The sequence below is a fragment of the Saccharothrix texasensis genome (genome assembly GCF_003752005.1).
Lineage (GTDB): Bacteria > Actinomycetota > Actinomycetes > Mycobacteriales > Pseudonocardiaceae > Actinosynnema > Actinosynnema texasense.
In genome coordinates this window covers 2,902,134-2,917,460 of sequence record NZ_RJKM01000001.1, presented here as the reverse complement: position 1 = coordinate 2,917,460, position 15,327 = coordinate 2,902,134, and the positions used below count along the sequence as shown (strand labels likewise).

Annotated in this window: 16 protein-coding genes; 5 read left to right on the top strand and 11 right to left on the bottom strand. The window is 74.9% G+C overall.

Features of this window, described 5'->3' with window-relative positions:
- Nucleotides 1-31 precede the first annotated feature (31 nt).
- The 6 genes from EDD40_RS11490 to EDD40_RS11460 form a co-directional block, all read right to left on the bottom strand.
- Entirely contained in the window at nucleotides 32-181 is a 150-nt protein-coding gene (locus tag EDD40_RS11490) for a hypothetical protein (protein WP_211348152.1), read from the bottom strand.
- 556 nt (nucleotides 182-737) lie between these two features.
- Complete coding sequence (locus EDD40_RS11480) at nucleotides 738-1,217, bottom strand: DinB family protein (RefSeq protein WP_123742888.1); 480 nt, start codon at nucleotides 1,215-1,217, stop codon at nucleotides 738-740.
- A 21-nt stretch (nucleotides 1,218-1,238) separates the two neighbouring features.
- Nucleotides 1,239-2,165: an alpha/beta hydrolase family protein gene (locus EDD40_RS11475; RefSeq protein ID WP_123742887.1), complete on the bottom strand. Its 927-nt coding sequence runs from the start codon at nucleotides 2,163-2,165 to the stop codon at nucleotides 1,239-1,241.
- A 173-nt stretch (nucleotides 2,166-2,338) separates the two neighbouring features.
- On the bottom strand, nucleotides 2,339-3,343 hold the full coding sequence (locus tag EDD40_RS11470) for a tetratricopeptide repeat protein (RefSeq protein WP_123742886.1): 1,005 nt from the start codon (nucleotides 3,341-3,343) through the stop codon (nucleotides 2,339-2,341).
- A gap of 181 nt (nucleotides 3,344-3,524) precedes the next feature.
- Complete coding sequence (locus EDD40_RS11465) at nucleotides 3,525-3,896, bottom strand: RNA-binding S4 domain-containing protein (RefSeq protein WP_123742885.1); 372 nt, start codon at nucleotides 3,894-3,896, stop codon at nucleotides 3,525-3,527.
- A 74-nt stretch (nucleotides 3,897-3,970) separates the two neighbouring features.
- A complete protein-coding gene (locus EDD40_RS11460; protein WP_148088760.1) occupies nucleotides 3,971-5,323 on the bottom strand; it encodes an alpha/beta fold hydrolase in 1,353 nt (450 codons plus the stop codon).
- 103 nt (nucleotides 5,324-5,426) lie between these two features.
- Here EDD40_RS11460 and EDD40_RS11455 point away from each other — a divergent pair, with 103 nt between their 5' ends.
- Both EDD40_RS11455 and EDD40_RS11450 read left to right on the top strand, forming a co-directional pair.
- Nucleotides 5,427-6,467 carry a sensor histidine kinase gene (locus tag EDD40_RS11455; protein ID WP_148088759.1) on the top strand — a complete coding sequence of 347 codons (1,041 nt, stop codon included), beginning with the start codon at nucleotides 5,427-5,429 and terminating at the stop codon, nucleotides 6,465-6,467.
- Nucleotides 6,464-7,093, top strand: a complete 630-nt coding sequence (locus EDD40_RS11450; protein WP_123742882.1) for a response regulator — start codon at nucleotides 6,464-6,466, stop codon at nucleotides 7,091-7,093. The genes EDD40_RS11455 and EDD40_RS11450 overlap by 4 nt, the downstream gene beginning before the upstream one ends.
- A 46-nt stretch (nucleotides 7,094-7,139) precedes the next feature.
- On the opposite strand, the gene EDD40_RS11445 is transcribed toward EDD40_RS11450, so the two are convergent.
- Nucleotides 7,140-8,330 (bottom strand): serine hydrolase domain-containing protein, encoded by a 1,191-nt coding sequence (locus EDD40_RS11445; RefSeq protein ID WP_123742881.1) that lies wholly within the window; start codon nucleotides 8,328-8,330, stop codon nucleotides 7,140-7,142.
- A gap of 135 nt (nucleotides 8,331-8,465) precedes the next feature.
- Here EDD40_RS11445 and EDD40_RS11440 point away from each other — a divergent pair, with 135 nt between their 5' ends.
- Together EDD40_RS11440 and EDD40_RS11435 are read left to right on the top strand one after the other, a co-directional pair.
- Nucleotides 8,466-9,575, top strand: coding sequence for a sensor histidine kinase (locus tag EDD40_RS11440; protein WP_211348151.1), 1,110 nt, complete (start codon nucleotides 8,466-8,468; stop codon nucleotides 9,573-9,575).
- Nucleotides 9,572-10,390, top strand: a complete 819-nt coding sequence (locus EDD40_RS11435) for a response regulator (RefSeq protein WP_211348150.1) — start codon at nucleotides 9,572-9,574, stop codon at nucleotides 10,388-10,390. The genes EDD40_RS11440 and EDD40_RS11435 overlap by 4 nt, the downstream gene beginning before the upstream one ends.
- On the opposite strand, the gene EDD40_RS11430 is transcribed toward EDD40_RS11435, so the two are convergent.
- On the bottom strand, nucleotides 10,391-11,506 hold the full coding sequence (locus tag EDD40_RS11430) for a glycosyltransferase (RefSeq protein WP_123742880.1): 1,116 nt from the start codon (nucleotides 11,504-11,506) through the stop codon (nucleotides 10,391-10,393).
- 146 nt (nucleotides 11,507-11,652) lie between these two features.
- On the opposite strand from EDD40_RS11430, the gene EDD40_RS11425 reads away from it, so the two are divergent.
- The gene (locus EDD40_RS11425) at nucleotides 11,653-12,027 is read left to right on the top strand and encodes a hypothetical protein (RefSeq protein ID WP_148088758.1); all 375 of its coding nucleotides are present in this window, start codon (nucleotides 11,653-11,655) and stop codon (nucleotides 12,025-12,027) included.
- Here EDD40_RS11425 and EDD40_RS11420 read toward each other — a convergent pair.
- From EDD40_RS11420 to EDD40_RS11410, 3 genes are read right to left on the bottom strand one after another with little or no spacing between them, the layout of a single operon-like run.
- Entirely contained in the window at nucleotides 12,024-12,758 is a 735-nt protein-coding gene (locus EDD40_RS11420) for an ABC transporter permease subunit (protein ID WP_123742878.1), read from the bottom strand. The two genes, EDD40_RS11425 and EDD40_RS11420, sit on opposite strands and share 4 nt — an antisense overlap.
- Nucleotides 12,755-14,296, bottom strand: coding sequence for an ABC transporter permease subunit (locus tag EDD40_RS11415; protein ID WP_123742877.1), 1,542 nt, complete (start codon nucleotides 14,294-14,296; stop codon nucleotides 12,755-12,757). Before EDD40_RS11415 ends, EDD40_RS11420 begins: the two co-directional genes overlap by 4 nt.
- Nucleotides 14,293-15,216, bottom strand: coding sequence for an ATP-binding cassette domain-containing protein (locus EDD40_RS11410; RefSeq protein ID WP_342777760.1), 924 nt, complete (start codon nucleotides 15,214-15,216; stop codon nucleotides 14,293-14,295). The genes EDD40_RS11415 and EDD40_RS11410 overlap by 4 nt, the downstream gene beginning before the upstream one ends.
- Nucleotides 15,217-15,327 lie beyond the last annotated feature (111 nt).

The window sequence follows — 15,327 nt, the reverse complement described above, 5'->3', positions numbered from 1 at the left end:
CGTGGACGGCGCGTGGCGTCACCGTCGTGGCTCATCGTCGCATGGCCTCGACGTGCGTCCGGACGCGGCGGCTGACCGGGGCGACCAGCCCGGGGATCTTCCTCGACTCGACGTGCCGCGCCGGCAGGTCGCGCAGCCTGCGCAGCCCCGCCTCGGTGAACCCGCTCGTGCGGTGGTCCATCGTCGACCGTCACGCAGGAGGTGATGCGCAACGGCGGTCCCGCCACCTACCGCGCCGACCCGGCCCACCACGCCACCGGGCGCCGCGCCCGCCGGCGCCGGAAGGCCGGACCCCCTGGCGTCTGCCTGACCAGCGCCGACACGGACAGCCTCACCGCCGCCGAGCTCGCGCAGCGGCTCCAGGTCAGCCCGGCGTCGGTCTCCGAGGCGATCACGGTCCTGGAAGGGCTGAGCCACGTCCGCCGGGAACGCGACGAACGCCGACGCGAGCGCTACGTCGTGGACAACGACGTCTTCTACCAGTCGATGATGTCCAGCGCCCGCACCACCGCGCACCTCGTGGAGAACGCGCGGCAGGGCGTCGGCGTGCTCGGCCCGGACTCCGGGGCCGCCGCCCGCCTGGAGGACATCGCCCGCTTCCTCGACTCCGTCTCCCGGAGCATCGCCCGCGCCGCGGACGAGGCCCGCCAGTACCTCCACCCCGCTCCCCGGGGCGACCGGGGCCGACCGGCGGGCGGCGCGCACCGGGTCCGGACCCGGCGCCTGAGAACCGGCGCTCAGCCGGCGAGCACCTGCTCGCGCAGGATGTCGGCGTGCCCGCAGTGCTGGGCCAACTCCCGCAGCACTTGCAGGTACACCCAGTGCAGCGTGCGCGGACCGGTCCGGTGGCCGGTCACGACGGCGTCCAGCGGCAGGCCCGCGACCGCCGCCCGGGCCGTGGCGCAGGCTTCCCGGTGGGCCGCCGTGACCGAGGCGACGGTGTCGTCGTCGGCGAGCCGGAAGGACTCGTCCGGGTTCCCCACCAGGCCCAGCTCCCGGCGGGACGTGCCGCCGACGCACTCCTCGAACCACACCCGCTGCATCCACGTGACGTGCTTGAGCAGCCCGAGCAACGTCGTCGCCGACGGGACGAGCCGGCGGCGGACCTGGTCCTCGGACAGGCCGTCGAGAGCGGCCTCGATGGCGGCGCGGTGCTCCTCGACGAACGCTTCGAGCTGCGTGCGCCCGTCCTCCAGCGGCACGTCGAACGAACCCATGGGGAACTCCTCTCGCTCGGCTCAGGCGCCCCGGTCGTCGGTCCGGTCGGTGATCCACCGGGTCAGGGCGTCGAGGTAGCCGGGCGCCAGGCGGGTGCCGCCGTCGGTCCGGACGCGGTGGTCGGCGCCGGGGAACACCCCGACGGCCACACTCGCCCGGGGATCGCGGTCGGGGTGGCAGGCGGCGGCGGTGAACAGGTGGACGCTGTCGGCGACCGGGACCACGTCGTCGGCCGCGCCGAAGAGCGCCAGGTGCGGGCAGCGCAGGCGCACCGCGTCCGGCACGGGGTCGTGGTCCTGCTTGCGCTTGAGGAACGCCCAGAGGCGCTCGTCCACTTCGGCGGCGTGCTCGCTGAACGCGGTCGGCGGCGACTGGGCGATGCGGAGCGCCTCGGCGAAGTCGGCGTCGCGCCGACCGGCCTCGACCACGCGGTCGTAGCCGGCCAGCGCGGCGTCGACCTCCTCGTCGGTGATCCCCTCGGTCCGCCGCAGGGCGTTGGCCAGCGCGTAGCGGTCCTGCACGGCGGGTGTCGTGCCGGGACCGCCGTTGGTGACGACCCACGGCACGTCGTCGCGCAGCGCGGCGGCCCGCAGGACGACCCAGCCGCCTTCGCTGTGCCCGAACAGCCCGACCGCCCCGCTGCGCACCTCCGGCCGCGCCCGCAGGAAGTCCAGCGCGGCGGCGGCGTCGGACGCCAGGTCGTCGATCGTCGCGTCGAGCCAGTCGCCGGACGACTCGCCGACGCCGCGCTTGTCGTAGGACAGCACGGCGATCCCGGCGTCGACCAGGTGCCGGCGGATCGGCGGGAAGTGCGTGTCGTTGTCCCGGTCCGACGGCCCCGACCCGCCGACCATGACCACGCCCGGCGTCGGCGCACCGCCCTCCGGCAGGGTCAGCGACCCGGCCAGCACCACACCGGCGTTGGTGAAGGTGACGTTCTCCGCCAAGAGTCCCCCTGAGGCGCGTGGTCCGCGGCCGAGTATGCCCCGAGCGCGGGCAGGTCGCGCGCGATTTTGTCGGCGACCGCACGTCGACGCCTGCCGGGTGGACTCGCTGACGTTCCTCGCCCTCGCCGTTCGGCGGAGGCGGTGACCGCGCAGTGCCGCGGGTTCGCGCGGCGCTAGAACGTGGGTCGTTCGGCGGACTCCGGGTGCTGGTGCCACGCCAGCAACCTCGTCCGGCCGGTCCTGGCCCGGCTGGCGCGCTCCGCCTGGTCCGGCCGGCCGGACAGGACGCGTTCGGCGGTGTCGAACTCGCGCAACGCCTCGGTGTCCGCCTCGTCGGAGCCGATCGCGGCCAGGCCGACGCCCCGCCACAGCCGCAGCACGCCGACCACCGGCGCGCCGGGCGCTCGCGGCTCGATCACCGCGAGGTGCCGGTCGATGCCGGGCAGGGCGTCGTGCGGGCCTTCCCTCGCCAGCAGCACCTCGCACCACCGGTCGACGGCGTCGGCGGTCACGGACGCGTCCGGCGCGTGCCGCAGCAGCAGGTCGATGCCGCGCACGAGGTGCGCCTCGGCCTCGTCCGCCCGCCCGAGGTCGTCCAGCGCCTGCCGCAGGGCGTGGTGGCTGACCGCCGCCGCGAGGCCGCCGGGCGCGATCCGCTCGGCCAGCTCGACGGCCTCCCGGGCGGCGCGCTCCGCGTCCCGCCCCTCGCCCAGCGACCGGAAAGCGCGGGACAGGTCGTTGAGCGTGCGGATCACCGTCTCGCCGGTCCGGTCCGCGGCCCGCTGGATGGCCAACGCGCCGTTGAACGCCACGACCGCGTCGTCCAACGCTCCCGTGTCACGCAGCGCGCACCCGAGGGAGGCGAGCGCGTTCGCGTGCAGCAGGCCGTTCGGCTCGGCCTGCTCGACCAGGTCCAGGGCGGTCGTCAAGGTCTGCAGCGCGCGGTGCGGGTTGCCGAGCTCCACGTCCATCCGCCCGTGCCCGGCCAGGGCCTGGGCGAGCAGCACGGCGACTTCGTGGTCGCGGCGGTCCAGGCCGTCCAGCTCGTAGACGGCGACGGCGTACTGGTCGGCGGCCTCCGGGAACCGGCCGGCGATCACTGCCGAATCGCCCTCCCGCAGCCGCCAGCGCGCCGGCCCGACCCGTTCGTTGCGCTCGTCCCGCCGCTTCCGGTCCACCGCACCTCCCCATCGTGGCGGTGCGGACCGCCCACGCGAGAGAACGCCTTCCTTTCCTTGATCGCCTCGACTTGATCGCCCGTTAGACGGACGTCACCTGATTCACCTGAACGGTCCAGGTCGGCTGCGCGCTCTCCGGCCGGCGCAGGGGCCCGCCACCGGGTGGCGGGCCCCTGCGCCGTCAGAACTGGCCGGTGCGGAACTTGTCCAGGACCCGGCGTTCCCGCTTGGTCGGTCGACCCGCGCCGCGCTCACGGCGGGCGACCTGCGCGGGAGCTTCCGTCGGCGGCGGTGGCGGCGGGGTCCGGTCGATGAAGCAGCCGACCGCGTCGGCCGCGCCGACCCGTTTCTGGATCACCCGGACGACCTCCACGATCCGGGTCGTGTCACCCACTCGCGCACGCACCTCGTCACCGGGTGACACCGCCGTGGCGGGTTTGGCCGGCCGGTCGTTGACGCGCACGTGCCCGCCCTTGCACGCCGCCGCGGCATCGGATCGCGTCTTGGTCAGTCGGACCGCCCACAGCCAGCGGTCCACACGGGTGGACTCCACGCCTACATCATGACCTGTCCGAGCCCGGGCCGGTGGCGCGGCCGGATCGGCGGCGGTCGCCGGGCGGGCGGCGGTCAGGGGCAGGTGGCGCCCGCGGGCGGCAGGCGCCGGTCGGTGACGTAGGCGCTCACGTGCTCGATGACGCACGGGTTCGCCATGCCCGCGAACAGGTTGTGGCCCGGACCGTCGTGGTAGATCGCGCGGCTGCCCCGGACCTGGTCGGTGACCCGGGTCGTGAGGCCGTAGTCCTGCCAGGTGCCCGCGCCCAGGAACGGCGGCAGCGTCGACGGCAGCGGCGCGGGCGGGTTGGTGGTCGGCGTCGGCCACCCGGCGCACGTCAGCGGCAGGTGCCAGGCCATGGGGAACGCCGCGCCGATGTTCGGCGCGATCCGCCGCAGCCGTTCGACGGTGCGCTCGACCTGCCGGAAGTCCGAGCGCGGGAAGTCCAGGCACTCCTTCACGCCGCCGCCGGGCAGCCCCGGTTCCGGGTCGCGGCCGGGCGGCGCGAAACCGGACGCGTCACCGGCCTCGGCCGCCGTGACGGCCCGCAGGGCCTCGTCCCACCGGCTCGGACCGGGCCTGAGCTTGGCGAACGCGAGCGCCTGCAACTGGGTGCCGTCGTACGAGGTGCCCACCGAGGGCGCGGGGACCGGCTCGGCGTCGGCCTTGGCGACCAGGGCCTGCCAGCGCTCCTCGACGCCCGGTCCGGCCCAGTCGAGGAACCGCCGCACGACCGCTTCGTAGTCCCGCGCCATGGCGTCGAGCTCGCGGTCCCAGTCACGCGTGCTGTGGTTGCCCGTGCCGTCGACGTAGACCGTGCGCACCCGGTGCGGGAACCGCCGGGCGTAGGACTGCGCGATCACGCCGCCGTAGGACGTGCCGATGAAGTTCACCCGGGGCTCGCCGAGCGCGACCCGGATCGCCTCGACGTCACGGGCGTCGCTGCCGGAGTCCATCCGGTCGACCAGCTCGGGGTCGGTGTCGCGGCACCGGTCGCCCCGCGCGCGGTTCTCGGCGACGAGCCGGTCGAACCCGGCCTGGTCGGCGGGGAAGCGGGGCGTGCGCAGCGTCCGCCAGTCGCAGTCCAGCACCGGACCGCTCAGGCCGGGGTAGCCGCGCGGGTCCCACGTGACGACGTCCATGGACTCGCGGATCCGGTCGAAGATCCGCGGTCGGGACCGCATGATCGCGATCTGGTCGCCCTGGGGGCCGCCGAAGTTGACCAGGACCGTGCCCTTGCGGACGCCGGTGGCGGGCAGGCGGCCCAGCTTCACCGTGATGGCGCGGGTGGCGGTGAGGGGCACGGCCAGGTCGGCGCACTGGGCGGCGACCGCGCTGTCGCCGGGACAGGGCTGCCAGTCGAGCGCGGGTGGCCGGTCGACGTGCGCGGGCACGACGAGCAGCAGCGGTAGCAGGAGTTTGATCACGCCGACCACGCTAGGAAGCCCCCGCCTCCCGCGGCTGTCCGCGATCGTCGCCGGCGGTGTTCACCAAAGTGGACCCGTCGGTCGCATGGCTAGGGTGGCGGCCATGGCGAGGACTGCGCTGCCGCTCGCAGTGGTGGTGGCCGACACGGGGTTCGGGTGGCTGGTCGGCACGTCGGCCGCGGGACTGGCCGCGTGGGCCGCGCTGACCGCCGCGGTGATGCTCCTGGCCGCCCGCCGCCCGCTCGTGGCGTTCCCGATCGCGCTGGCGTCGGCGCTGCTCACCGGCGGCGCGCTGGCCCTGCTGGCGTGCACGAGCTACCAGGCGGGCCGGCACGTGACCTCCCGCCGGCAGCTGGTCCTGACCGTCACCGCCGCCGTCGCCTACCCGGTCGTGCTGCTGGCGCCGACGCCGCTGCCCGCGACCGAGCCGTACCCCGCGCTGGCCCGCATCGCGCTGCTGGTGGCGATGCCGCTGGTCGCGGGTGTGCACTTCACCAGGCAGGCCGAGCGGCTGCGCCGGGAACGGCGGCGGCACGCCGAGCGGGAGCGGTCGCGGGAACGGCGGCGCATCGCGGCGGACATGCACGACTCGCTCGGCCGGTGGCTCAGCCTGGTCTCGGTGCAGGCCGCGGCGCTGGAGGTGGCCCCGCTGCCGGCCGACCAGCGCCCGGTGGCGCGCAACCTCGCGCACGCCGCCCGCACCGCCGTGGACGAGCTGCACGCCGTCGTGGCCACCCTCCGCGCGTCGCCCGGCCTGGAGGGCGTCGACGACGTGGTGGCGCAGTTCCGCCGCGCGGGCGTCGCGGTGACCGTCGAGCGCTCGGGCCCCGCCCGGCCGCTCGCGACCGGCGACGCGGGCCACGCCGCCTACCGGGTCGTGCAGGAAGGGCTGACCAACGCGGCCCGGCACGCGCCCGGCGAGCCGGTGGTGGTGTCGCTGACCTGGCAGCCCGACGCGCTGCTGGTGGCCGTGGCCAACCCGACGCACGAGCAGGTCGGCGGCGCCGGGGGAACGGGGCTGGCGGGCCTGGCCGAACGGGTCCGGTCGGCCGGCGGCCTGCTGCGCGTGCGCGCCGAGCCGGGCGGGTTCCGCCTGGTCGCGATGCTGCCCGTGGCGCCGGAGCGGGTCGAGGCCGCTCCGTGATCAAGGTGCTGGTCGCCGACGACGAGCCGCTGATCACGGCGGGCATCCGGGCGGTGCTGGAGTCGGCGGGCGACCTCGACGTGGTGGCGGTGGCCGCCGACGGCCGCGAAGCCGTGGACGCCGCCCGCCGGCACCGCGTGGACGTGGCGCTCCTCGACCTCGCCATGCCGGTGATGGGCGGCCTGGCCGCGGCCGCCGCGTTGAGCGGGCCGCGCGTGGTGGTGCTGACCGCGTTCGGCGATGAGGCCAACGTGCGGTTGGCGCTGCGCCAGGGGGTCGACGGGTTCGTGCTCAAGAACTGCGCGCCGGACGAGCTGATCCGCGCCGTGCGGGCCGTGCACGCCGGTGAGGCGTACCTGTCGCCCGCCGTGACGCGGCACGTGCTCGGGATGGTCGCGGTGGACGGGGGCGCCGAGGACGCGGCACGCAGGCTCGCCGCGCTCACGCCGCGCGAGTCGGACATCGCCGCGCTGGTCGCGGAAGGGCTGTCGAACGCCGAGGTGGGCCGCCGCGTGCACATGAGCGAAGCCACGATCAAGACCTACGTGAGCCGCATCCTGGCCAAGCTGGGCTGCCAGAACCGGGTGCAGGCGGCGCTGCTGGTCCGGGACGCGTCGCGGACGTGACGCGGCGGTGGGACGCCACGCGGACGTCCCACCGCCGGTCGGGGGTCTACTTCAGACCGCAGAGCGCGTGGTCGACCAGGTCCACGGTGACTTCCTTCGTCAACCGGGGCGCACCGGGCTCGGCCACCATCGAGTCGGTGTTGACCGACACCATCACGCTGCGCTCGCCGTCCGCCGTCACGCCGTTGCGGGTCATGAAGCCGGGGATGTCGCCGCCGTGCGACCAGTGGCCGCCGCACGAGTTCGGGATCCACATGAGACCGAGCCCGTACTCGGCGCCCGCCCACCCCGGGTCGAGCTTCGGCGCGCGCACCGTCTTCGTCATCTCGGCGAGCTGCGCGGGACGCAGCACCTTGCCGCCGATCAGCGCCTTGAGGAACTTGTTGCCGTCCTCGGTGGTGCTGATCATGTCGCCGGCCGCGCCGCCCCAGGACGGGTTGTAGTGCGTCACGTCGAGCGCCCGGCCGTACCGCGGGTCGTTCGGGTCGGCTTCCAGGCCCTTCTCGGGGAACCGCTCGTACGCCGTGGCGTGCGGCCGGGGCAGGAACGCGGACGTGCCCGGCAGGGAGGTGTCCCGCAGGCCGAGCGGCTGCACGATGCGGGTGCGCACCTCGTGCTGCCAGGTGTTGCCGGTGACCCGTTCGACGATCATCCCGGCCAGGAGGTAGCCGGTGTTGGAGTAGTTCCACTGCTCGCCGGGCTGGAAGTCCGGCGGCACCCGCGTGGCGAGCGCGACGAGCTGCTCGGGCCGGTGGGTCCGGAACCGGATCTCGTCGAACCGGTCCTCCAGGAACAGCTCCGGCAGTTGGCCCACGTAGTTGTTCAGGCCGCTGGTGTGCTGCAACAGGTGCCGCACGGTGATCTTCGTGCCGTCGTTGCCGTTGCCGGCGACGACACCGGGCAGCCACCGCTCGACCGTGTCGTCCAGGGACATGCGGCCCTCGCCGACCAGTTGCAGCACGGTCGCCGCCACGAACGTCTTGGTGTAGCTGCCGATGCGGAACTTCGCCTGCCACGGCACGGGCGTGCGCCGGTCGACGTCGCCGTAACCGCTGCGCACCCGCACGTCACCGCGCGGGGTGTCCACTTCGACCAGCACACCGGGCGCGCCCTGTCGCAGCAACGCGTCGGCGTGCCGCTGGAGGGTCCTGGTGTCGGGCCGGTGCTCGGCGTTGGCCGTGCCCACCGCGGTCAGGGCCAGTGCCGCGATCACCGCTGTCGCGAGAACTCGTTTCATGTCACCGGACGTTATGCACGCGCGGCGCCCGCGTCGTCGCCCTGCGACGGCATCTTCACCTACCCCTCCGGGGGTAGGGGCGGATCCGCCCACGGGGTGGCGACGGGGGACGCGGCGCGGCACTACCTTGGGCGGGTGCTGGCGAAAATCACGCCGATCCGGCTGGACCTGCTGCTCGCGGTGGTGCTGACCACGTTGACCGTGGTGACCACGGCGAACCAGGCCGGCCCGGTCGACCGGGCGGCTTACGTGCTCGCCGCGCTCACCGTCGCGCCGATCGCGCTGCGCCAGCTCGCGCCGCTGGCCACGATGGCGGTCATGCTCGGCGCGCTGGCGGCCTACAGCCTGTTCGCGTTCGACGGCCTGCCCAGCGCCGGGGTCGGCGTGCTGGTCGGCATGTTCACCGTGGCCACGCTGCGGCCCCGGTCGACGGCCGCGGTCGTGTTCTCGGTGACGACGGTGGTCATGGTCGTGGCGTTCCTCGGGGCCGCCGTGGTCTCGTGGTCCGAGGTGGCGCAGTCGGTGCTGGTGGTGATGGGCGCGTGGATGCTCGGCGAGGGCACGCGGCGCTGGGCGCGCCGGGCCGAGCGGTCGGCGGAGGAGGCGGCGCGGGCGGTGGCGGACGAACGGGTGCGCATCGCGCGCGAGCTGCACGACATCGTCGCGCACCACATGTCGGTGATCTCGTTGCAGGCCGGTGTGGCGCAGTACGTGCTGGACAGCGACCTGGCGACGGCGCGCCAGGCGATCACCACGGTCGGCGCCACGAGCCGCGAGGCGTTGACGGAGATGCGCCGCCTGCTCGACGTGCTGCGCGTGGACCACGACGACGACTACCGGCCGCAACCCGGGTTGGCGGCGCTGGACGGGCTGGTGGAACGCGCGCGCGGCGCCGGGTTGCCGGTGGAGGTGACCGTCACCGGTGAGGCGCGTGAGCTCCAGCCGGGACCGGACCTGTGCGCTTACCGGGTGGTGCAGGAGTCCCTGACCAACGTGCTGAAGCACGCGGGGCCGGCCGAGGCGCGCATCGACGTCGACTACGGCGAGCAGACGCTGGTGCTGAAGGTGACCGACAACGGCCGGGCGGCGGCGGGCGCGTCCGGCCCGGACCACGAGCCGCACGGCATCCGGGGGATGCGGGAACGCGCCGAGCTGTACGGCGGCGTGCTCAGCGCGGGTCCCACGGCCGACGGCGGTTTCGGCGTGGTCCTGCGGCTGCCGATGGGTGAGGTGGCGGCCCGGTGACGATCCGCGTGCTCATCGCCGACGACCAGGCGCTCATCCGGGCGGGCCTGGTCGCCCTGTTCACCGCCGCGCCGGGCTTCGAGGTCGTCGGCGAGGCGGTCGACGGCGGGCAGGCCGTCGCGCTGGCCGCGCAGACCTCGCCGGACGTGATCCTGATGGACATCCGGATGCCGGTGCTGGACGGCATCGACGCCACCCGGCAGATCCTGGCCGCCCACCGCGACGCCGTCGACCGCGACGCCGTCGACCGGGACGCCGTCGACCGGGACGCCGTCGACCGGGACGCCGCCGACCGGGACGCCGCCGACCGGGACGCCGACGACCGCTCGACCGGCCGGGACCGGCAGCCCGCCCGCGAGGACCCGCCACGCGTCGTCGTGCTGACCACGTTCGACCTGCCCGAGTACGTCTACACCGCGTTGAGCGAGGGCGCGTCCGGCTTCCTGGTCAAGGACACCCCGCCCGAGCGGATCATCTCCGCCGTCCGCACCATCGCCGCGGGCGACATCCTGGTCGCGCCGCACATCACCCACCGGTTGATCGAGACCTACGCCCAGCACCACCGCGCCACCGCGGTCGGCGCGCCGCAGCTGGCCGCCCTGACCGCGCGGGAGACCGAGGTGCTCCGCCTGGTCGGCAACGGGCTCACCAACGGCCAGATCGCCCAACGCCTCGTGCTCAGCGAGGCGACGGTGAAGACGCACGTCAAGCGGATGATGGGCAAGCTCGCCCTGTCCAGCCGCGCGCAGGCCGTCGTGGTCGCCTACGAGAGCGGCCTCATCGTGCCGACGGGCAACCGCGACCGGCCCAGGTAGTCAGCCGGCCAACCGCTCCAGCAGCGGCACCGCCCGAGCGGGCTCGGGCAGGTCGAGCATCTCGGCGCGGACGCGTCGCGCCGCCCGCCGGTAACCCGGCTCCGCCAACACCTCCTCGACCGCGGCCCGCACGTCGTGCGGCGTGGCGGCGACGGGGTCCAGCTCCCGGCCCACGCCCAGCCGCGCGCACTGCTCGGCGTTCTGCGGCTGGTCGGCGCCCAACGGCAGCAGCACGGTCGGCAGGCCGTGCGCCAACGCGCCGACGACGCTGCCCGAACCGCCGTGCGAGATCACCAGGTCGCAGTGCGGCAGCACCGTCTCCTGCGGCAGGTAGCGCTCCACGCGCACCCCGGGCCGTTGCGGGCCGAGCTCGGCCGGGTCGAGGTGCCTGCCCACGGTGGCGACCACGCTCACCGGCAGGTCGCTCAGCCCGGCCAGCACCCGCGGGAACAGGTCGCCGGACTCGGAGTTGAACGCCGTGCCGAGGGTGAAGTACACGGTCGGCGGGTCGGACCGGCCGACCGGACCCACCGGTGGGCGGATCGGGAAGGCCGTGGCCGGCAGGGGGAACGCCGGGTCGCGGAAGCTCGGCGGGAACGGCGACAGCAGCAGGTGGCGGTGCAGCATCGCCAGCTCCGGGTCGGGCGGCAGGCCCAGCCCGGCCCGCAGCTCCGCGACCGGCTCGCTCACCACCGCCGGCCGGACGAACGCGCCCGACGCGATGACCTGCACGTTCACGTAGGGCAGTCCGAGCTTCTCGGCCGCGAGCACGCTCCCGAAGTCCACTTCCTCGCACCCGACCACATCGGGCCGCCACCGCTGGAACAGCTCCAGGTACAGCGGCACCCGCCGCGCCGCACCCCGCCGCACGAACCCGTCCCGCAACTCCTCGTCGTCCCGCTGCCGGTCGGGCGCGAGCAACGGACCGACCCGCGACGGCTCGGCCCGACCCTCACCGACCGGGATCGCGGTGAACCCGGCGGCCCGCACCGCCGCGCACCGGTCCGGACCGGCGGCGACGGCCACGGTGTGCCCGGCGGCGGCGACGGCCGAGGCGAACGGCACCAGGGGCTGGAAGTGCCCCAACCCGCCGATGAAGGTGAACAACACGCGCATCGAGCCAGCCTATAGATCCACCGCGCCCACACCGCGCGGAATTCCCGGCCCGCGCCACCGCGCTGCCCGCGCACCGCTGCCCGTCACCCGCGTCGTCACCGGCCCGCACCCGACCGCCGCCCCGCCGTTGTCCTAGCATCCGCGCCGTGGACAAAATCCGGGCCGGCTGCTGGTCGGTGCTCGCGCTCGTCGTCGCGCAAACGCTCTCCACCCTGCTGTCCGGCGACCTGGCCGAACTCGTGGTCGTCGGCGTGGTCCTCAACGCCGCCGCCGCGTTCTCGACCTACCTGGTCCTGCGCCGCCCCGACCGCAACCGCTGGCCCCTGGTCGCCTGGTCGGCCGGGTTCTTCGGCTGGCACGTGACCGGCCTGCTCACCCTGGCCGGTGTGGCGACGACCGGGCTGGACGCGGTGTTCACGCTCGGCGGCGACCCGCGGCTCTCGATCCTCTACCAGGCCGTCCTGACGACCTCGGCGGCCTTCTCGGTGCACTTCCTGCTGCCCCGGCCGGCCAAGCGCTAGGCGTCACGCAGCCGCAGCGCCACACCGCCGGCCAGCAGCGCGCCGGCCGCCCACAGCCCGAGCACACCCAGGCCGGCCCACGGGCTGATGGGCAGGCGGTCGACGTTCGTGGTGGCCTGCACCGCCAGGCCCGCCGTCATCGGGCTGATCCGCTGCAACCGCCGGAACCAGTCCGGGTCGGACACCACGGCGGCGACGATCGGGAACAGGTACAGCAGCCCGAGCACCACCCCGATGGCCGCCGCCGCGTCACGCACGACGGTGGCCACGCCCAGGCTCAGCAGACCCACCAGCACCAGGTAGAGCACCGACCCGACGGCCGCGCGCACGTCCGCCGGCGACAGCGCCGAGACCTCCGACGAGACACCCCGCCCCACCGACACCGACACGAGCACCGCCGCCGCGCCCGCCACCAGCACCACCGCGCCGACCACGGCGCCCTTGGCCGCCAGCACGGCGGACCGGCGCGGCAGCGCGGCGAACGTCACCCGGATCATCCCCGTGCCGTACTCGCCGCTCACCGCGAGCACCGCCAGCACGGCGACCACGGCCTGGCCGAACGCGATCCCGGTCAGGCTGGTCTTCGTCGGGTCGCCGCACCCGGTGCCGGCGCACGCCGCCGACGCCGCGACACCCAGCGCCGAGGTCAGCAGCACCACGGCCGCCACCAGCCACGCCGTGCCCGCCACCGTGCGCAGCTTCGTCCACTCCACGTGCAGCGCGGCCTTCACGCGTCCCTCCGCCGCAGCACGTGCCACGCCACGCCCAGCGCGACCGCCGTGTACCCGCACAGCACCGCGAAACCACCCAACGGGCTCAACGGGAAGTAGCCGTCCGCGGGTGCGTAGCTCGCCGTGACCTGCTGGTACTCGGGCAGGCTCTGCTGGACGGCGAACGCGGCGGCCGGTGTGACCCGCAGCAGCCAGTCCGACGTCCCCGCGGGCAGCACGGACGCGATCGCCAGGATGTAGGGCAGCACGATCGCCACGATCACCACCGTCACCGCGCCCGCGCTGCGCCGCAGCACGGTGCCGACGGCCAGGCTGAGCACCGCCGCCACCGCGAGCAGCGCCGCCGTGCCGACGACCACCCGCAGCCCGGTCGCGGTCGGCACCGGGAACAGGAAGAACCCCTTGTCCACTTCCACCGCCCGGACCAGCGGCACCGCCACCAGGGCGGCGGCCAGCGCGGTGACGAACGTGGCCCCGCCGATCACCACCGACTTCGCCGCCAGCACCCGGCCTCGCCGCGGGTCGGCGCTGAGGCTCGTGCGGATCACTCCGCGCCGGTACTCCGACGTCATGAACGTCGCCGCCACCACGACGACCGCGATCAGCCCGGCGAACGCGCCCACCAGCCGGCCCTCGACCGTCTTGCCCAGCCCGCCCCGCCCGGCCACGACCGGCGCGATGTTGCCCGACCCGCTCACCGTGACGCCGTCGGCGGTCTCCTCGAACCCGACCCCCGGACCCGCGCCCTGACCACCCGGACCGCCCCGACCGCCCGGACCTCCGCCGACGGTGTCGCCCACCCACTCCCGGTCCGGCCACGACCCCTCCAGGTCGATCCGGTCGAACGAGGCCGTCGCCAGCGTCGGGTAGCTGGTGCCACTGGCGCCGGCGAACGACTCGGTGATCACCTCGTGGTGCGGCGAGGTCGCGAACAGCCCGGCCCGCACGGTCGACGGCAACCCGGGCAGGGTGACCGCGCCGACGAGGCGCCAGGTCGCGCCGTCGGACGACTCGTGACCGGTGACCGTGTCACCCGACCTGGTCAGGCGCAGCCACGTCGGCGTCGCGCGGGACGTGCCCGCGACGTCGCCGGTGAAGTTGTGCTGCAACCGCACGCCGTGACCGCCGGTCAGGGTCAGCGCGGCGTACGGCGACCCGGGGGTGGTGCTCGCCTTGACGATGATCCCGCCCTTGGTCCACGGCTGCGTGTCCTCGACCGGCGCCCGACCGTCCGAAGAGGACACGGCGGTCAGCGACGTCACGCGGGCGGTGATGCTGCCGTCGCCGGTCATCGCCTGGTGCGCGAACGAGAAGTCGTCGATCACCGGCTCGCCGTCCGGGCCCGTCGTGGGCTTGGCGCCCGCGCACGGCTCGCCGTCCGGGCCGCTGCACGAGAAGGTGCTCGCCGCCGCCGCGAACAACCCCATCAGCACGATCACCAGCGCGGCCGAGACCAGGCCGGCCACCCAGCCGCGCACGGTGCGCAGCTTCGTCCACTCGGCCCGCAGCGCCTGCCCGAACCCGTGCCGCGCGCTCATCGCGCGCCCTCGCCCGCGTGGAACTCGACCGCGTCCCTGGTCAGCTCCATGTACGCCTCTTCGAGGGACGCGCGGTGCGCCGACACCTCGGAGAACGGCACCGCGCCCTCACCCAGCACCGCGACCACCCGCTCCCCGGACAGCCCGGCGACGGTCAGCGCGTCCGCCCCGGTCACGGCGACCGTCGCGCCCGCCCGTGCCAGCACCGTCATCGCCTGCGTGCGCGCGTTGGTGCGCAACGTGACCCGCTCACCGGACGCGGCCTCGATCAGCTCGGCCACGCCGACGTCCGCGATCACCCTGCCCCGGCCCACGACCACCACGTGGTCGGCGGTGTCCTGCAACTCGCTCATCAGGTGGCTGGACACCAGCACCGCCCGGCCCTCGGCCGCCAGTGACCGCAGGAACCCGCGCATCCACCGGATGCCCTCGGGGTCCATGCCGTTGACCGGCTCGTCCAGCACGAGCACCGGCGGGTCGCCGAGCAGCGCCGCCGCGATGCCCAGCCGCTGCCGCATGCCCAGCGAGTAGCCGCCCGCCTTGCGCCGGATCGCCGAGGTCAGGCCGACCCGTTCGGCGACCTCGTCCACCCGTCGCGCGCCGAGGCCCTGCGAGTGGGCCAGCCACAGCAGGTGGTTGCGGCCGGTGCGGCTCGGTTGCAGCGCCGACGCGTCCAGCAGCGACCCGACCTGCCGCAACGGGTGCCGCAGGGTCCGGTACGGCCGGCCGCCGACCAGCGCGTGGCCCTCGTCGACCGAGTCCAGGCCCAGGACGACCCGCATGGTGGTGGACTTGCCCGCGCCGTTGGGGCCGACGAAGCCGGTGACCTTGCCCGGTGCGACGGTGAACGTCATCCCGTCCAGCGCCACGGTCGGCCCGTACCGCTTGCGCAGCCCGGTCACTTCGATGGTTGCTTCCACGCCGCGAAGGCTAGGAGCGCGGCCCCGGTCCGGTCGTCACGCGGGAGAGCTGTTCCCGCCTCGCCGGCACGGGGGAGGGCCGTCCCTCCTGAGAGGGATGCCGGTGTCACC